The sequence below is a fragment of the Bacillus haikouensis genome (assembly GCF_013179555.1).
Lineage (GTDB): Bacteria > Bacillota > Bacilli > Bacillales > Bacillaceae_B > Rossellomorea > Rossellomorea haikouensis_A.
The window spans coordinates 1-18771 of sequence record NZ_JABMCR010000061.1 but is presented as its reverse complement, the minus strand read 5'-3'; the positions used below and the strand labels follow the sequence as shown (position 1 = coordinate 18771).

The 18771-nt window shown below is 42.4% G+C and carries 19 protein-coding genes; all 19 read right to left on the bottom strand.

Annotated elements, in window-relative coordinates; translation table 11 throughout:
• Positions 1–782 (bottom strand): signal recognition particle protein (locus HP456_RS08140; protein WP_172249867.1); only part of this gene is annotated, 782 nt, incomplete at its 3' end.
• Between the two features lie 12 nt (positions 783–794).
• A complete protein-coding gene (locus tag HP456_RS08135; protein WP_172249871.1) occupies positions 795–1130 on the bottom strand; it encodes a putative DNA-binding protein in 336 nt (111 codons plus the stop codon).
• Positions 1131–1374: 244 nt separating this feature from the next.
• A complete protein-coding gene (gene ftsY, locus HP456_RS08130; protein WP_172249865.1) occupies positions 1375–2361 on the bottom strand; it encodes a signal recognition particle-docking protein FtsY in 987 nt (328 codons plus the stop codon).
• A gap of 13 nt (positions 2362–2374) precedes the next feature.
• Entirely contained in the window at positions 2375–5944 is a 3570-nt protein-coding gene (gene smc, locus HP456_RS08125; protein ID WP_172249863.1) for a chromosome segregation protein SMC, read from the bottom strand.
• 11 nt (positions 5945–5955) lie between these two features.
• Positions 5956–6702 (bottom strand): ribonuclease III, encoded by a 747-nt coding sequence (rnc, locus tag HP456_RS08120; protein WP_172249861.1) that lies wholly within the window; start codon positions 6700–6702, stop codon positions 5956–5958.
• Positions 6703–6893: 191 nt separating this feature from the next.
• Positions 6894–7127, bottom strand: coding sequence for an acyl carrier protein (acpP, locus tag HP456_RS08115; protein WP_172249859.1), 234 nt, complete (start codon positions 7125–7127; stop codon positions 6894–6896).
• Between the two features lie 105 nt (positions 7128–7232).
• The gene (gene fabG, locus HP456_RS08110) at positions 7233–7976 is read right to left on the bottom strand and encodes a 3-oxoacyl-[acyl-carrier-protein] reductase (RefSeq protein WP_172249857.1); all 744 of its coding nucleotides are present in this window, start codon (positions 7974–7976) and stop codon (positions 7233–7235) included.
• A complete protein-coding gene (fabD, locus tag HP456_RS08105) occupies positions 7977–8921 on the bottom strand; it encodes an ACP S-malonyltransferase (RefSeq protein ID WP_172249855.1) in 945 nt (314 codons plus the stop codon).
• On the bottom strand, positions 8914–9909 hold the full coding sequence (gene plsX / locus HP456_RS08100; RefSeq protein WP_172249853.1) for a phosphate acyltransferase PlsX: 996 nt from the start codon (positions 9907–9909) through the stop codon (positions 8914–8916). The genes fabD and plsX overlap by 8 nt, the downstream gene beginning before the upstream one ends.
• Positions 9910–10491, bottom strand: coding sequence for a transcription factor FapR (gene fapR, locus HP456_RS08095; protein WP_172249851.1), 582 nt, complete (start codon positions 10489–10491; stop codon positions 9910–9912).
• A gap of 93 nt (positions 10492–10584) precedes the next feature.
• Positions 10585–12636 carry an ATP-dependent DNA helicase RecG gene (gene recG, locus HP456_RS08090; RefSeq protein WP_376766200.1) on the bottom strand — a complete coding sequence of 684 codons (2052 nt, stop codon included), beginning with the start codon at positions 12634–12636 and terminating at the stop codon, positions 10585–10587.
• Positions 12623–13516 (bottom strand): L-serine ammonia-lyase, iron-sulfur-dependent, subunit alpha, encoded by an 894-nt coding sequence (gene sdaAA, locus HP456_RS08085; protein WP_172249849.1) that lies wholly within the window; start codon positions 13514–13516, stop codon positions 12623–12625. The genes recG and sdaAA overlap by 14 nt, the downstream gene beginning before the upstream one ends.
• A 51-nt stretch (positions 13517–13567) precedes the next feature.
• Positions 13568–14230, bottom strand: a complete 663-nt coding sequence (gene sdaAB, locus HP456_RS08080; RefSeq protein ID WP_172249847.1) for an L-serine ammonia-lyase, iron-sulfur-dependent subunit beta — start codon at positions 14228–14230, stop codon at positions 13568–13570.
• Positions 14231–14324: 94 nt separating this feature from the next.
• Positions 14325–15989, bottom strand: a complete 1665-nt coding sequence (locus tag HP456_RS08075) for a fatty acid kinase ATP-binding subunit FakA (RefSeq protein ID WP_172249845.1) — start codon at positions 15987–15989, stop codon at positions 14325–14327.
• 15 nt (positions 15990–16004) lie between these two features.
• The gene (locus HP456_RS08070; RefSeq protein ID WP_034755738.1) at positions 16005–16367 is read right to left on the bottom strand and encodes an Asp23/Gls24 family envelope stress response protein; all 363 of its coding nucleotides are present in this window, start codon (positions 16365–16367) and stop codon (positions 16005–16007) included.
• 194 nt (positions 16368–16561) lie between these two features.
• Positions 16562–16750 (bottom strand): 50S ribosomal protein L28, encoded by a 189-nt coding sequence (gene rpmB / locus HP456_RS08065; protein WP_172249843.1) that lies wholly within the window; start codon positions 16748–16750, stop codon positions 16562–16564.
• 591 nt (positions 16751–17341) lie between these two features.
• The gene (gene spoVM / locus HP456_RS08060) at positions 17342–17422 is read right to left on the bottom strand and encodes a stage V sporulation protein SpoVM (RefSeq protein WP_032088878.1); all 81 of its coding nucleotides are present in this window, start codon (positions 17420–17422) and stop codon (positions 17342–17344) included.
• 101 nt (positions 17423–17523) lie between these two features.
• Complete coding sequence (locus HP456_RS08055) at positions 17524–18180, bottom strand: thiamine diphosphokinase (protein WP_172249841.1); 657 nt, start codon at positions 18178–18180, stop codon at positions 17524–17526.
• 55 nt (positions 18181–18235) lie between these two features.
• Positions 18236–18771: ribulose-phosphate 3-epimerase (gene rpe, locus HP456_RS08050; RefSeq protein WP_172249836.1), on the bottom strand; the 536-nt coding region annotated here is incomplete at its 5' end.

Here is an 18771-nt window from a genome sequence, read left to right as displayed (position 1 = left end):
AAAGCTGCCCCGCCTCGTGTATCACCATCAAGTTTGGTTAATACAACACCGGAAATGCCAAGCGCCTCGTTGAAGCTTTGAGCAACATTTACAGCATCTTGACCTGTCATGGCATCGACAACGAGGAAAATCTCATCCGGATTTGAGAGTTCCTTGATTTCTTTTAACTCTCCCATCAGGTTTTCATCAATGTGAAGCCGGCCAGCTGTATCAATCAGCACATAATCGTGATGTTCTTCTTTTGCTTTTTCGATCGCCTGCTTCGCAATTTCAACCGGGCTTACTTGATCGCCTAACGAAAAAACAGGTAAGCTTAATTGCTTTCCGATCGTTTCCAGCTGTTTAATTGCAGCCGGACGGTAAATATCAGCAGCCGCCAACAGGGGTGTTCGGTTATGTTTCTTTCGAAGCAGATTTGCAAGCTTCCCAGTGGTCGTCGTTTTACCGGCACCTTGTAATCCAACCATCATGATAACAGTCGGAGGTCGTTTGGCCACAGCAATCTGACTTTGTTCGCCGCCCATCAATTCAGTAAGCTCTTCTTGAACCACTTTGATGACTTGCTGTCCAGGCGTCAGGCTCTTCATGACTTCCTGTCCTACGGCGCGTTCGCTTACTTTCTTAACGAATTGCTTAACCACTTTAAAATTAACGTCTGCTTCTAAAAGGGCAAGACGAACTTCACGCATCATCTCTTTGACATCCGCTTCTGAAATCTTACCTTTGCCGCGGATTTTTTGAATCGTACCTTGCAGTCGGTCGGCTAATCCTTCAAATGCCATTCATGCCGCCTCCTAATCCAATATTTCAAGATCATCAATGAGTTTCAGACGGACAGAAGAATCGATTGATGAATCTTCTAAACTTTTTCTTAATTGAGCAAGAATCTCGTTGCGCTCTTGAAATTTATTAAATAATAAAAGCTTTTCTTCGTACTCCTCAAGCATTGCCTCAGTACGTTTGATGTTATCATAGACAGCTTGTCTCGACACATTGTATTCCTCTGCAATCTCTCCCAGAGAGAAATCATCCAGGTAATAGAGGGACATGTAGCTACTTTGTTTAGGAGTTAACAAAGATTGATAAAAGTCGTAGAGATAATTCATTCTTGTTGTTTTCTCTAACACGATATCCCTCCTTGTTAAGTGAAAAACCTTTACATATGAAGAATACAGATTTTAAGCGTTTTTGTCAAGGATACATCTATATTTTTTAGATGTGTTTCAGGACTTTTTGACACTGCTTTTGATTACCGTGCAAGACTTCGCTTTCTGCAGGAGTCTCCGCATTGCACTCCAATCATTAAAACATAAGACCTTGATTATATAAATACAAAGAAAAGCAGCCAAGGAAGCTGCTTTTCTTTGTGGTTTGTTACTCTTCTTTGTCTACTAAGTTAGAAAAAAGTCCATAGACGTATTTTTCTGCATCGAATGGCTGGAGATCGTCCATTTTTTCTCCGAGTCCAACATATTTGACCGGTATGTTCAGTTCGTTGCGGATGGCAAGGACGATTCCTCCTTTTGCTGTACCGTCAAGTTTCGTCAGGACGATTCCAGTGACATTGGTGGCTTCCTTGAAGGTCTTGGCTTGTATCATTGCATTTTGACCAGTAGTAGCATCCAGGACAAGCAATACTTCATGAGGTGCCCCAGGAACCTCCCTTTCAATGACACGTTTTACCTTTTCCAATTCCTTCATCAAGTTCACTTTGTTTTGCAGTCGTCCTGCTGTATCACAGATCAGGATATCTGCCTTTTTGGCTTTGGCCGATTGAACAGCATCAAACATGACCGCTGCAGGGTCACTTCCGGCAGCCTGTTTGATGACAGGAACTCCGACCCTTTCTCCCCAGACTTCCAACTGTTCAATTGCGCCTGCGCGAAAGGTGTCCCCTGCTGCAAGCACGACATTTTTTCCTTCTTCCTTGAACATATGAGCCATTTTTCCGATTGTGGTGGTTTTCCCTACACCATTCACTCCGACAAATAGAAGAACAGTCAACTCATTCTCTTTAATATTCAAGGTGTTGTCGTCATCATGTTCACCCTGATAAATCTCTACAAGCTTCTCCGAAATCACCGGCTGGATATCTACTGTATCCTGAATATTGCGGCGTTTCACTTCCATCTTCAACTCATCAATCAGTTCCATGACTGTATCGAAGCCTACATCCGCACCAATCAGAATTTCTTCGAGCTCTTCGAAGAAATCCTCGTCTACTTTACGGTAGCGGGCAACAAGATCATTCACCCTTGAAGTGAAGTTATTTCTTGTTTTACTTAATCCATCTTTAAACTTCTCGGTTACATTATCAGTGGATGTGGTAAATTTATCTTTAAGTTTTTTGAAAAAACTCATCTTCTACACCTGCCTATTTAGTTTCAAGTAATTCATGTGTCTCCTGCAGCCTTACAGATACCAGCTTCGATACCCCGGATTCCTGCATGGTGACTCCATAAAGAACATGTGCTTCTTCCATCGTCCCTTTCCGATGGGTGATTACGATAAACTGGGTATCGTCGCTGAATCTCTTCAAGTATTGACTGAAACGCTGCACATTCGCTTCGTCTAACGCCGCTTCTACTTCATCCAGAATGCAGAATGGCACCGGGCGTATTTTCAAAATCGAGAATAAGAGAGCGATTGCTGTCAGCGCTCTTTCCCCTCCGGACATCAGGCCAAGGTTTTGGAGTTTCTTACCTGGAGGCTGTGCGACAATATCGACACCTGTATTGAGCAGATCTGAAGGGTCGGTCAGCTTAAGTTCGGCCCGGCCCCCTCCGAAGAGTGCTTTAAATACACCTTCAAACTCAACCTGAATGGCGGAAAATGTCTGATCGAACCGCCTGATCATTTCTGAATCCATTTCATTGATGACTGTATAAAGAGTGTCTTTCGCCTCAGTTAGATCTTCTTTCTGTTCGAGGAGAAATTCGTACCTTTCCTTGACACGTTCATACTCATCGATTGCTCCAATATTAACTGTCCCCAGTTCTTCAAGGGCCAGTTTGACAAGTTTTACTTTCCTGCGTGCCTCATCCACCTCTATGGTAAGCGGATAGTCTTCCTTCGCGGCTTCAAACGAAAGCATGTATTCCTCGCGCAGATGATTCAAACGGTTCTCGAGCTCCACATCGAGGCGGTTGATCTTCACTTCTTCATCTTTCAACGCCGTTACAAGTCCTTTATGCTGGCGTTTCAATTCTTTCAGTTCAAGTTCTTCGTCATCAACCGACTCCTGCAGTTTCAACCGTTCATCCCGACGAACTGAAATAAGTTGTGTGGTTTCTGATTTTTGCAGTGCACATTTTTCTGCCTGTATTACTAGTTGTTTTTCTCCAGAAAAATTGTCTTTCATTTCCGTCTGAAGCCACAAGAGATCATCTTTTAATGTTTCTACTCTTTTTTCTGTTTCAGCCCGGTTTTCTTTTAAACGCTGCAATTGCTTACGGGTATTGACAAGCTGTTCGTTTCTGGCAGCCAGACTTGCTTTCATATCACTGATTTCATCCGATAAAGCGTCTTTTGATGTACGTTCAGAATTCTTTTGCAGCGTTAACTCTTCAATTTTTTTATCCAGATCATCAATTTCAAGTTTAATTTTGTCTAACAGTTCCTTTAATTCCTCTGATCTGATATCGTGTTTTTCTTTTATTGAAGTAAAGTCTTTTTTCTCCAGGTCGTAAAGTGAAAGTCTTTCATCCATGTTTTGCCGGGATAATTCGTTTTCCCGCAATTGGGATAAAAGTTCCTGCTCTCTTATACGGAGACGTTCACCGGAAACTCTCATTTCTTCCAGTTTCCTTTCTCTGAACGCACTCTCTTCCTTAAGAGATTTAACCTGTATTTGAAGCTGTTCCGTTTGGTTTTCCATGGCAGAAAGTTTTTCTTTCATCTCTTCCAGCTCGCCTTTTCTGGAAAGAAGTGAGTTCTTCTTCTGCTTGACTGTCCCGCCACTCATCGAACCACCCGGATTTACAACGTCTCCCTCAAGTGTCACAAGTCTATAGCGGTACTGGATCATCTTAGCGATTTCATTGGCACCCTTCAGGTCTTTAGTGATGAGCACATTCCCAAGTAAATTGGACATGATCATCCCATAGCGGGGATTATAACTAATCAGTTCAGATCCGACACCAACGAAAGAATGATGTCCTTTCAACATAGAGAGCTGAGTTGCCGGAATAGATTTCCCTTTCATGACATTCATAGGAAGAAATGTGGCACGGCCATATTGGTTTTTTTTCAGGTAGGCTATTGCTTTCCTTCCGTCTTCTTCAGCAGCCACAACAATATGCTGCATCGATGCCGCCAGAGCTGTTTCCATTGCTGTTTCATATTGTTTGGGAACATTGACGAGCTCTGCTACCGCTCCTTCAATGCCAGTAAGCACGGTATCCCTTGCTTTTAATACTTCTTTAACACCCTGGAAGAATCCGGAGTAATCATCCTCCATTTCTTCAAGCATTTCTTTTCGCGATTTTGCCTGCTGCAAGTATTGAAAAGCCTGATAAAGCATCTTTTCCTGCTTTTCATACTTGTTCCTTACTGTTTCCAGCTGCTTCTGCTCCTCACGATATAAATGAATATGCCCGCCTATCTCTTCCTTCTGCTGCTGCAGTTTAGTCGACAACTCTTTATGATTTTTTTGAAGGTCATCCCGCTGTTGAACATATTTCTCATTCTCAGCTTCCAATCGACCGCTTCTGCTTGATTGCTGTTCCAGCTGCTGCTGCAAATACTGAATTTCATTTTTAGCAGCAGCCTGCTGATTCAACTTTTCAATATAGTCACTTTTATACGATTCGATGATTTCTTCGATATTTTCACTGTAATGCATAAATTGGCTTTGCTTCGCTGACAGTTCCTGTTTAAGAGCGGTAACATCAGTTTCAATCACTTGATAGTCCTTTTGAAGAATGTCCTTTTCTGAAGATAATTGAGCCAATCGGGCTGTTGTCTCATCGATTGTTTGCTTTAATTGTGTTTCATTCGTTGATGAATTTTTCTTCCTTTCGATCAGTACCTGTTTTCTTCCCTCAAGCTTTTCGAGTTCTTCACTTGTAGAAAGAAGAACCTCCTGAAGATCCGTGACGGATTCATCAAGGGCTGCAATTTTATCACGGGTTTGAGCAAGTATTGATTCCTTCTTTTGAACGAGCGAAGAAAGAGAAAGTTCTTCCCTTCCATGCTGTTCAAAATCGAGACTCAGCTTCTCCCATTGTTTATGTAGATCCTCTATATCATAGACAGTAAGAGCGACTTCGAATTTCTCGAGTTCTTCCTTTTTTTCAAGATAGTCCTTTGCCATTGAGGCTTGGATTTTGAGGGGCTCCACCTGTCCTTCAAGTTCATGGAGTATATCATTTACACGATTCAAGTTTTCCTGTGTCTCAAAAAGCTTCGATTCTGCTTTCTTTTTCCTGGATTTATACTTTAATACTCCAGCAGCTTCTTCAAAGATGGTTCTTCTTTCCTCAGGCTTGCTGTTTAGTATTTCCTCGACTTTCCCCTGACTGATAATGGAGAATGCTTCTTTTCCCAGTCCTGAATCCATGAATAATTCGATGATATCTTTCAGTCTGCATGTCTGCTTATTCAACAGATATTCACTGTCTCCTGAACGGTATACTCTTCTGGTTACGCTGATTTCACTATAGTCGATCGGTAATGCACCATCTTCATTGTCCAGCACCAATGTGACTTCGGCTATATTCAGTGCTTTTCGTGAATCGCTTCCGGCAAAAATGACATCTTCCATTTTAGAACCGCGAAGACTTTTGGCTGATTGCTCACCCAATACCCAACGGATAGCATCAATAATATTGCTTTTACCGCTTCCGTTAGGTCCCACTACGGCAGTGACCCCGGGCACAAACTCTACCGATATTCTTTCTGCAAAAGACTTAAACCCCATTACTTCCAGTTGTTTGAGGAACATCTTCTTTCCTCCTATTTTACGTCTAACGTTTGTTTTAGCTTTTCCAGTGCTTTTTGCGCAGCCTGCTGTTCCGCTTCCTTCTTCGAACGGCCTTTTCCTATGCCAAGTTCTTCATCATTCAGACAGACACGTGATATGAACTGGCGGTTATGAGCAGGACCGCTTTCTTCAAGGATTCCATACTCAATCGATCCGGCATTGCCTCTTTGAACAAATTCCTGCAATTGACTTTTGTAATCCATCACATGAGAAAAAGCACCGATATTAATTTTTGGATAGACAACTTTATCAAGGACACTTACGACGGTATCAAGGCCTTGATCGAGGTATAGCGCTCCGATGAATGCCTCAAAGACATCCGCCAGAAGAGCAGGTCTTTCCCTGCCGCCGGTCATTTCTTCCCCTTTTCCCAAAAGAATCAATTCTCCAAACTCCATCTCCATTGAGAATTTAACGAGTGATGGTTCACACACGATCGCTGCTCTCAGTTTGGTGAGTTCCCCTTCACTCATCATCGGGTATTTTTTGAAAAGGAATTGGGATACGGTCAATTCCAATACCGCATCTCCGAGAAATTCGAGACGCTCGTTGTCTTCATAAGGTTTTCTGCGATGCTCATTCACATAGGATGAATGAGTAAAAGCTTGTTTAAGAAGCTTTTCATCTTGAAAATGTATTCCGATTTCATCCTGAAATTTCTTGAATTTCAAGTCGTTTTTTTGTTTTGATAGTCCTTTATTTCTACTATGCTTTCGCATAAAGCACTCCACCTTGCTCTTTAGGTTCTCAATATACACTAATCAAGTTTATGATAAATAAAACAAATAATCAAAAGTAAATTTAAATCGAAGATAAAAGACAAAAAACTTGGCAGAAAAATTTCTGCCAAGTTTGAGATGTTTGATGCAAACTGTCTTACTTGAGTAAGTGCATGCATTCAAACGAACGATTATGCCTTTGCTTTTATGTAGTTCACAGCATCACCTACTGTGCCAATTTTCTCAGCATCATCGTCAGAAATTTCCATGTCGAATTCATCTTCAAGTTCCATTACCAGCTCAACTACATCTAGGGAGTCAGCTCCTAAATCTTCTTTGAAAGAAGCTTCAAGATTTACTTGAGATTCATCTACACCAAGACGATCCACAATGATTTTTGTTACACGATCTAAAACCTCTGCCATCTTTGTCACCTCCCCTCAAGTATTATAGTGTATTTCCACCTGGAATGAAAAGCATTACCGGTGATTTTTAAAAATTTCCGGTCCAGTCTTATTCCGAACCGCTCATTACATCACCATACCCCCATCTATATGAAGGGTCTGCCCTGTCATATAAGCAGACGATTCAGAAGCCATAAAGCTTACCACTTTTGCAATATCCTTTGGATCTCCGAAACGGTTCAAAGGTATCTGCTTTAACATTTCATTCCGTACATCTTCTGGCAGCTGATCTGTCATATCAGTGGAAATAAAGCCTGGTGCAATCGCATTTACCGTTATTCCGCGGGGAGCAAGCTCTTTGGCCGCTGTCTTCGTTAAACCGATGACACCTGATTTGGCAGCAACATAATTCGCCTGTCCCGGATTACCGCTTACTCCTACAATGGATGAGATATTAATGATACGCCCGCTTCTTTGTTTCATCATCTGACGGGTTACCGCTTTGGTACAGAGAAATACACCTTTAAGATTGATATTAATTACATCATCCCATTCATTTTCCTTCATGCGCATCAATAAATTATCTTTCGTGATTCCAGCATTATTCACTAGTATATCCAATGTGCCAAATTGACTGATTGTATCTTTTACCATCGACTGTACAGAGTCACTGTCCGCTACATTACATTGAATCGCGACCGCTTCTCTCCCCATGCTTTTGATTTCATCAACCACTTCATTTGCTTTGGCTTCACTGCCTGAATAATTAACGACTACATTGGCACCTTCACGGGCAAGTTCCAGGGCAATCTCTTTGCCGATCCCCCTGGATGCTCCAGTTACTAATGCTACTTTTCCATTTACATTCATTTACGCTTCCTCCTTTAACTTTTCAATCACTTCAGTCAAGGAAGCCTCATCTTGAACGGCAAAAGTTTTCACCCGACGGTTCACTTTTTTGATGAGACCTGATAGTACTTTACCCGATCCTATTTCAACAAATGTATCGACTCCGAGGTCCAACAGTCTTTCAACTGTATCTTCCCACAATACAGGGGAATAGAGCTGCTCAATCAACAGTCGTTTGATTTCCTCTGCATCTGTGACAGGTGAAGCAGTCACATTTGCTATGACAGGCACTTCTGCATCGTCAATGACCATTGAATCCAGAATCGAGACGAATTTCTCAGCAGCAGGTTTCATCAATTGCGAATGAAAAGGGCCGCTTACCTGTAGAGGAATGATTCTTTTTGCGCCTTCTTCTTTTGCACGTTCTGAAGCAGTTTCGACCCCTTTTACAGTTCCTGAAATTACGATTTGACCAGAACAATTCAGATTGGCAAGCCCTACAGTCTGCCCTTCTTCAGATACTCGATCCGTAATCTCTTTAAGAGGTTCTCTTTCCATACCTAGGACAGCAGCCATTGTCCCTTCCCCGCCAGGGACCGCTTCTTCCATGAATTCCCCTCTTTTTCGCACTGCATAGACAGCATCCTCGAAGGATAAGGAACCTGCTGCCACCAAGGCAGAATATTCACCTAAACTATGACCGGCGGTGTAATCAGCTTGAATCCCTTCTGTCTTCAAACGCTCCAGGATTGCCACACTCGTCGTTAATAATGCCGGCTGAGCATTTGTCGTAAGAGTCAACTTATCCTGAGGCCCTTCAAATATGGTAGAGGATAAATCGGTACCTAGTTTTTCGTCTGCTTTTTTAAAAAAGCTTGCAACATCATTATACTTGTCTGCCAGTTCCTTCCCCATTCCAACTGTCTGAGATCCCTGTCCCGGGAAAACAAATGCAATTTTACTCACGTGCATCTCCTCCTTTTACAGCTTCCTTGATCGTATTCGATACGTCATTCTTCACCATTTCCCTTGCCTGTCTCATCGCATTATAAAAAGCGACGTCATTTGATGAACCATGTGCTTTTATAACCGGAGATTTCAAACCGAATAATCCGGCTCCTCCGTATTCTGAATAATCCAGCATGTTTTTCATATCTTTCAAGTCACTTTTCACTAGTCCTGCTGCGATTTTGTTTTTCAAGGACGACGTCAGCGTCTTTTTCAGCAGCGAAAAGATGGATAACGCAGTGCCCTCTATCGTTTTCAAGACCATATTACCTGTAAATCCGTCGGTGATGACGACATCGGCAACACCATTCAATAAATCGCGGGACTCCACGTTTCCTACAAAATGAACAGGCGTATCTTTCAATAAGCTGAAGGTCTTCTTCGTCAGTTCATTTCCTTTTTTGTCCTCTGTCCCGATATTCAACAGTCCCACCCGCGGTTGTTCAATGCCTCTTACTCTCTCGGCGTAAATACTGCCCATGATTGCATATTGAGCCAGGTGTTCCGGTTTGGCATCCACATTTGCACCTAAGTCAAGCATCAGGAAACCTTTTCCGTCCATTGTCGGGAGGGTCGGGGCAAGTGCCGGGCGGTCGATCCCCTCTATTCTTCCCACTACAAACAACCCTGCTGTCATCAAAGCACCGGTATTCCCTGCAGAAATGCATGCGTGAGCTTCTCCATCTTTTACTGCCTGTGCCATCATAACCATGGATGAATTCTTCTTTCTCTTTACAGCACGTACAGGTTCATCGGTAGCTTCAATTACCTCTTCTGTATGAACGACGGTTAATCGTTCATGAGAAGGCAGCCATTCTTTGATCCTGGTTTCATCACCATACAATAAAACCTCAATATCCTGGAAATCATCAAGCGCTTTCTTCACACCAAGGACTATCTCTTTAGGAGCATGATCTCCGCCCATTGCATCAACGGCTAACTTCATCTATGCTTCATCCTTTTCCGTTTTTTTGGAGCGGTACATCTCGAAGTCACCTGTAAAAACGAGTTCTCCCCCGACAAAACTCTGTACCTCTACCATTGTTCGATCTTTTTCGTCTTTAATATGTAACACCTTTGCTTTGGCCACTACTCTTTCACCCTCTTTTACAGGACGGGTAAAACGGATCGTGGACTTGGCAGTCAATGCCAAGTCATCATTTATTACAGCAACAGCCAATGAATTTGCCTGTGCGAATAAATGATGGCCTCTTGCGATTCTATTTCTCACAAAGACGTGATCAGCTTTGACATCAAAGATAGAAATCGCACTTTCATCTAATTCTATATCAATTATTTCCCCGATGACCTCTTCAATCGGCAGCGATTTCACTTCATCTTCAAATGATTTTTCTGCTACGTTTTTTATACGTTCACGAAGTTCTGGAATTGATCGTTCCATTCGGTCGAGGCGTATTGTTTGAACACTTACACCAAATCGCTCTGCCAATTCTTCATCCGTGATAAAGGGATTTTCTTTAATTGTCTCTAATAGGTTCGCTTGTCTTTCTTTTTTCGAAAGTCTCATTATTCAACACCGTCCACTATTAGTACTAGGTACTAATAGTAGTATATAATCTAAAAAAGCAGATTGCAAGAAATAATCTCACAATCTGCCTTTCTAGTCGAGCTTTTCGCCCTCCATTACTCCCGCTTCCGCCAAATATGAGCGCAACCTTTCCCATTCCGGGTTTTTCCAGAAACTTTCAGAGTTTATCAGCGAAGCGGCATCGTCTCTTGCCACTTCCAGTGCCCGGTAATCATGTACCATATCGGCTACCTTGAATTCAGGGAGTCCGCTCTGTTTCTTACCAAAGAAATCCCCGGGCCCGCGCAGTTCAAGGTCTTTCTCACTCAAAACGAATCCGTCATTGGTTTCCGTCATGATTTTCATCCGCTCTTTACCGACCTCTGTTTTCGGTTCCGCCAACAATATACAATAAGACTGGTTTTCACCCCGGCCGACGCGTCCACGTAATTGATGAAGCTGTGATAAACCGAATCTTTCTGCATCATAGATCAGCATGAATGTGGCATTTGGTACATTCACCCCAACTTCTACAACCGTTGTCGACACCAGTACCTGAAGGTCATTTGAACTGAATCGTCTCATCACTTCATCCTTTTCATCAGGATGGAGCCGTCCATGCATGAGTCCCACTTTATATCGTCCTTGAAAATAGACCAGCAGCTGATTGTACACATCGATCGCATTTTGGACATCCAGTTTGTCGGATTCCTCTATCAGCGGGCAAATGACATAAGCCTGTCTACCTTGATCAAGCTCTTTATCCATAAACGTCAGAACTCTGGGAAGCATGTCAGCTTTTGCCCAATGCGTTTCGATTGCTTTTCTTCCAGCTGGCATTTCGTCAATAATGCTAACATCCATTTCACCAAAGACCGTAATGGCAAGAGTTCTAGGGATAGGTGTTGCAGTCATGAATAATACATCAGGGCTGTTTCCTTTTTCTCTTAGTATCCTTCTTTGGTTGACTCCAAAACGATGCTGTTCATCAGTGACGACCAATCCCAATGATTTAAACTCCACATCATCCTGGATCAGCGCATGGGTTCCGATCAAAATATCAACTTCTCCTTCTTTTAGTTTTTCTAAAAGAAGTTTTCGTCTTTTTCCTTTAACAGAACTCGTCAGCAGTGCAACAGATAAGCCTGCAGGGGATAATAGTTCACTCATTGACTCAGCATGCTGTTCTGCCAGTATCTCAGTGGGAACCATGAGAGCCCCCTGATAGCCAGCAGTCACAGAGGAAAACAACGCGATCGCAGCAACGACAGTCTTCCCGGATCCAACATCCCCCTGCAATAGGCGGTTCATTCTATAAGGGGACTTCATGTCCGCAGAAATTTCGTTCACCACTCTTTTTTGTGCGCCGGTTAACGGAAATGGCAGAGTGTCTGTAAATCCTTTTAATTTCTCCACATCATAATGCTGCTGTATCCCGGATGAGTGTTCTCTTTCAAACTTTCTCAATGCCTGCATTTTCAATTGAAACAATAAAAACTCTTCATACACAAATCTTCTCCTCGCCTGTTTCATGTCGGAAGGAGAATGAGGAAAGTGCAATTGATAAAGCGCTTCTTCGCGGTTCATTAATTTGTATTTCCCCAATAAAGCTGCAGGAAGATTCTCAGAAACTAGATGGGAATATTCTTCGAAAGCTTTTTTTATGAATTTGCTCAGTGTATTATTCTTTACATTCCCTTTAAGCGAATAGACTGGTTCGAAATCCCCCTCTTTGTTATGAGGTCCAGCTTGAAAATGCTGTACAGTTATGACCTGCCTATTCTTATCCCATTTACCTGTGACTGTGACAGTATCATGAAGAGCCATCTTCTTCTTCAAATATGGTTGATTGAAGAAAACTGCCTGAATTAAATACCTTCCAACCAGTATCCTGACTGTTAGCCTTGACTTTTTCCTGCCGTAGTACATCAGTGAAGGTTCCGAATGTACTTTCCCTTCAACTGTGACTCTTTCATCATGATCTACTTCTTCTAAATCTCTCAGCCTGTAATCCTCGTAGCGGTAAGGAAGGTACTCCAGCAGATCCTGAACGCTGTTTATTCCCATCTGGTTAAGCTGCAGCGCAGTTTCCTCGCCAATCCCCTTAATGTTCTGGATCGTCAGCTCATCGCTATGAATCTTCACGTTTATTCAGAGAAATCCCGAAAATTTTCGCTTCTAATTCCCTGCCTGTAGGTGTCGCGGCTAAACCGCCTTGAGCCGTTTCCCTCAAAGCAACGGGCATTGTTTGACCAATTTTATACATCGCGTCTATCACTTCATCACAAGGAATGCGGCTGGTGATTCCGGCTAGTGCCATGTCGGCTGCAACCATCGCATTTGCGGCACCCATAGCGTTGCGTTTGACACATGGTACTTCCACCAATCCAGCCACAGGATCACATACCAAGCCAAGCATATTCTTCAATGTAATGGCCATTGCTTCTGCTGATTGAGAAGGAGTGCCGCCAGCGATTTCAACAATTGCGGCTGCAGCCATACCGCTTGCTGATCCGACTTCAGCCTGACAGCCTCCCGCTGCACCTGAGATCGAAGCATTATTTGCAACCACAAATCCAAATGCACCTGATGTAAACAAAAATCTGATCATTTCATCTTTAGATGGATTCAATTTATTCTTCACTGCAAATAACGTCCCGGGCACGACCCCTGCAGAACCCGCTGTCGGCGTTGCACATATGGTACCCATAGCTGCGTTTACTTCATTCGTTGCGACAGCTTTACTGACAGCGTCCAAAATCGTGTCACCTGATAAAGATTTTCCTTTTTCTATATACTTCTGCAGGAGAACAGCATCCCCTCCGGTCAATCCGGAATGAGATTTTACACCTTCCAGCCCTTTTGCTACAGCCTGTTCCATCACTTCCAGGTTCTTTTCCATTTGAGCATATATGACTTCGTAAGTTTTACCTGTAAACTCCATCTCCTGCTCGATCATGATATCCGATATTTTTTTATTTTGGCTTTCAGCCAGTTCAATTAATTCTGCAACATTTCTAAACATGTAGAAACCCCCTTACAATGATGATGTAAACGTTCTCATAAAATGAGAGGTTCAATCTGAAATTCTCGTTACTTGTGTGATATGGGTTAATGATGAGATCTCATCGATTACCGCTTCATCGATGAGCTGATCCACTTCGATTGTCATCAACGCCATTTTTCCTTTTTCTTTTCTGGAAACGTCCATATGACCAATGTTCAACTGATGTTTAGCTAATATATTTGAAACAGCAGCGATAGCACCGAACCGATCATCATGTACAACCAGAATGGCGGGGTGATGTCCGGAAAGTTTCAATTCAAACCCATTCAGCTCGATGATTTCAACTTTCCCGCCCCCGATGGAGATGCCTACAAGTTCCAATTCTCCTTCGTCGTCTCCCATAAGGATCCGCGCTGTATTCGGGTGATCGGTAATCGCATCTTCTTCGTGGAATTTCACTCTGATTCCTTTTTTTCTTGCTTGCTCAATTGAATGAATAATTCGTTCATCAAACGTATCGTAATCAAGAATCCCTCCTACGATCGCAACATCTGTACCATGACCCTTATACGTTTTTGCAAAAGAGCCGTAAAAAGATATTTTCACCCATTTAGGCTCTTTTCGGAAAAGGTTCCTCGCAATCCTTCCGATACGTGCAGCTCCGGCAGTATGAGAACTTGACGGCCCTATCATCACAGGACCGATTATATCAAAAACACTTTTATACTTCACCGCATATTCCCCCTGTTCTAACAAGCAAACTATCTTTAGTTTAACATAATTTAAGGGGACAAGCGCTTAATTAGTGCCGTCCCCTTCCGTTCCTTTATTCGATTGAGAATATATAGGAGTATAGTGGCTGTTTTCCGTTATGAACTTCCACTTCTACATCTTCATAATGATCTTCTACATATTCCTGTAAGGATAGTGCATCCCCTTCAGTCACATCTTCCCCATACAGAATGGTAAGAATTTCGGATTCTTCATCCAGCATATCATCAAGAAGTCTCTTAGCTGATTGTTGACGATCTTTTTCAGAAATGACAATCTTGCCTTCTGCGATGCCCATGAAATCATCCTTCGAAATCGTCATACCGTCGATATTTGTATCTCTTACAGCATAAGTGATCTGACCTGTTTTTACATGGCGGGACGCTTCACTCATCGTCTTTTTATTGTCTTCCACAGAAAAGGCAGGGTTGAATGCCAGCAATGCTGCCATACCTTGAGGTACAGTCTTCGTCGGCACTACAGCAACCTCTGCACTCAATACTTCCGCAGCCTGTTCCGCTGCCATGATAATATTTTTATTATTAGGCATGATGATGACTTTCTTTGCATTCACTTCTTCTACAGCCTTCACAATATCTTCGGTACTCGGATTCATCGTCTGCCCGCCTTCAATCACTGCAGTGGCACCGATGCTCTTAAAGAGTTCCGAAATCCCTTCTCCCATTGCAACTGTAACGATTGCGAAATCAACTTCCTTTTTAACAGGAGGGGCTTGTGCCTTGACTTGGCGTGAATCACCTACGATACTGCTGTGCTGCTGCCTCATATTTTCAATCTTTATATTGATGAGGCTTCCGTATTTATGTCCATAAGATAATACATTACCGGGCTCTTCTGAGTGAATATGTACCTTTGCAAGCTCATCGTCACTGATCACCAGCAGAGAATCGCCAAATTCGCTTAAATCATTACGAAAGTCTTCTTCATTAAATGCATGCTTGTCATCCTCGAATTTGACCATGAATTCTGTACAGTAACCAAATTCGATGTCTTCAGTACTCATGAAATCCTGAGCTGTCTTATGATGTTCTGCACTTACAAGATCATTCATGGAAGGTAATGAGGCCTGCTCGGAGACCTTTTCTCCTTTTAATTCAGCCAGGAAGCCTTCATATACAAATAACAAACCCTGACCGCCGCTATCAACCACTCCTACTTCCTTCAATACAGGAAGTAGGTCAGGTGTACGATTAAGCGAGGCTTGACCTTCCTTTACAACCGCTTCCATTACCTTTATGAAATCAGTCTCTTTTTGTGAAACTGCAACACCCTTTTTGGCAGCATCTTTCGCAACCGTCAGGATTGTCCCTTCCACAGGTTTCATGACAGCTTTATAAGCTGTCTCTACTCCAGACTGTAAAGCATCCGCAAACTCTTTACTGGTTATGGAGCTTTTACCTTCGATTGCTTTTCCAAAACCTCTGAACAACTGGGAAAGGATAACACCGGAGTTACCTCTCGCCCCCATCAATAACCCTTTAGAAAGCGCAGAAGCAACATTCCCAATATGATCTTGGGTCTTTTGTTGAACTTCCTTAGCCCCGGAAGTCATTGATAAATTCATGTTTGTTCCAGTATCACCATCAGGAACAGGAAAGACGTTCAGTGCGTCAACCAGCTGGGCATTAGCAGACAGCTTGGCAGCACCTTGAATCACCATGCCGGCAAAACGTTTTCCTTCCAAAGATGTAATCGACACAAATCTTCCTCCTCACTACGGGTTCGTTACCCGAACCCCCTGCACAAAAATATTTACTGAATCTACCGCCAAGCCGACGGTCTTATCAAGGGTATATTTAACCTTGGATTGTACGTTATGAGCAATCTCAGAAATTTTTGTACCATAGCTCACAATTATATACATGTCAATATGTACTTCCTCTTCATCTTGACGAACGATCACTCCGCGAGTAAAATTTTCTTTACGTAAGATATCTGTAAAACCGTCTTTAATTTGATTCTTTGAAGCCATTCCAACAATTCCGTAGCAATCCACCGCTGCACCTCCAGCAATCATTGCAATGACATCATTTGTAATATCAATTTGTCCGTACTGCGTTTTCAATTCGATGGACATGGAATGTTCTCCCCCTTTAAATACATGCTTGGCTAAAAACATTTTACTATAACTATGCGCTTATTGAAAGCTAAAGTATAGTCAATGCTTCATTTATGCTTCAATATCTCTCATTTTTTCCAATTTACTTCCCTTTACACTTCTAAATAGAAAAAAGACGCCCTTATACAAAGACGTCTCCTCATTTTTAAGTATTATACACGCTCAACTTTACCTGATTTCAACGCTCTTGCAGAAACCCATACTTTCTTAGGTTTACCGTCCACAAGAATACGAACTTTTTGCAGGTTAGCACCCCACGTACGCTTATTCGCATTCATAGCGTGAGAGCGAGCGTTACCAGCGCTAGCTTTACGGCCAGTTACTACGCATTGTTTTGCCATAATCTATTCCCTCCTCACTAACAAGAAGCTGAAGTACCATTTCAGTTCTACATTTCGCTTTTTCATAAAGATACTTTAATAATTTATCACACAAGCCCCCAGAATGCAATACTACAATTCAAACCTTTCAAGAAAAAATACTTTACAGCAAGAAAAGCGGAAGGGCTTCGCCCAGAGGCAGGTGGCATAAGGAGGGGATATCTGGAAGGGCGGCTGAACGCTATTGAAGCCGATACAGCTTAGAGATTTTTCGACAAGTTGCATGTATTTCAGTAAAAGTGGATCGTATTTTCGAAATCTGGCATGAAAATCTGTAAAGTGGCTTGTATTCTTCAAAAGTGGATCGTAAATCCTGAAATCCGGATCATAAACACCTGCCATGGTATAACACCAACGCCCCATTTATCCTGGAAAATCCCTTATACGCCTTAATGAGATTACTTTTCTCATTTTTTATATAAAACAAAACCTCTAATTTCCTGCCAAATAAGCCCTTTTTATAACGAAACAAAATGAAAATAACGAATGCATCACAAATTATCCTCAACAACAAAAAAAGAAGACAGCCCCCTGCTGCCTTCAATCACATCATTATTCCTTCTTAAATGTCCCCAACATCGCTCGCACCAGCCCACCCAAGAACTTCGGTAATTTAATTGTATAAAATCGCATTCCAGTCCCTCCCCGCAATCTAAAGAACGTAATGTTTCGCCTGACATCGTTTCAGTCTATTCAAGCAGTTTCAATTAAGTACGTCTTCTTTCCTAAATGGGTCAAGAAGCTGAATCGCTGCTTCTTATCACCATTAATATGCCATTTGTAAAAGAAAAAGTACCAGATGATTGTATAAGTTCATTACTAATACATAGTGCTGAACCGCGAAAAATATTCCGTTTTTTTAACGGGTACTTGAAACCGGATAGTGTCAGATTCTCTACCGAACCAGTCATGGGGACAAATGAAATATACTTTCGGACAGAGCTTTCTTTTATTGTATGTTCGCCTGGTCTTTCAACCCATAATTGGTTTTGGACATCGATCATTTCAATTTTTATTCCGGACTCCAGCATATCCGGCTGCATGAGTAGTTGGATATTCCCCATGAAATGGTCGAGCCGGCCACCTGTTCCCCCGAAAATTTTTATCGAATCGGGATTTTGTTTCAGCACCCAATTCAACGCAAGCTCTAAATCTGTTTCATCTTTTTCGGGCTGATAGGTATTTACAGTTTTCACCTTTTTTTCAATCAGGGACCATTCTTCTGTGCTCACCGAATCAAAATCACCGAAGGCTCCTGCAGGATACAGTTCATTTTGCAATAATGTGATTACCCCCCGGTCCACTCCGACCCATCTTACACTTTCTGAATGGTAATCCTTTAAATCGGGTAAATATTTCTCCGGTGCACCGGCAATTATACAATATTCCATGGACGTTACCTCCCCTATAAAAGAAACTGATCCAATCTGGACCAGTCCGGGTATACTATTTTAAAATTGATTTTCTCAATTCCTGGATTGCTGCGCCTCTATCTGTTTGATTATATATAGCGGACCCTGCGACAAACACATCAGCTCCAGCTTCAGCACAAATGGCTGCCGTTTCAGGATTAATTCCACCATCCACTTCAATTTCAAGTGACGGATTCATTTCTTCAGCCCAACTTCGAATCTGCCTGATTTTAGGAACGACTGAAGATATGAAGGACTGACCCCCGAATCCTGGATTGACAGTCATTAATAAGACCATATCAATATCGGATAGGATTGGTTTCACCCAATCCGCAGGTGTTGCAGGATTCAGGACAACCCCGGCTTTGACACCTTTGTTTTTTATCAATTGGATGGTTCTGTGAAGGTGTGGTGCTGCTTCGACATGGACAGTGATATAGTCCGCCCCCGCTTCGGAGAAGGCTTCGATATATTTGTCAGGATGCGCGATCATCAGATGAACGTCCAACGGCAGGTTCGTAAGTGGACGAATGGCCTTCACCACCATCGGTCCCATCGTAATATTCGGTA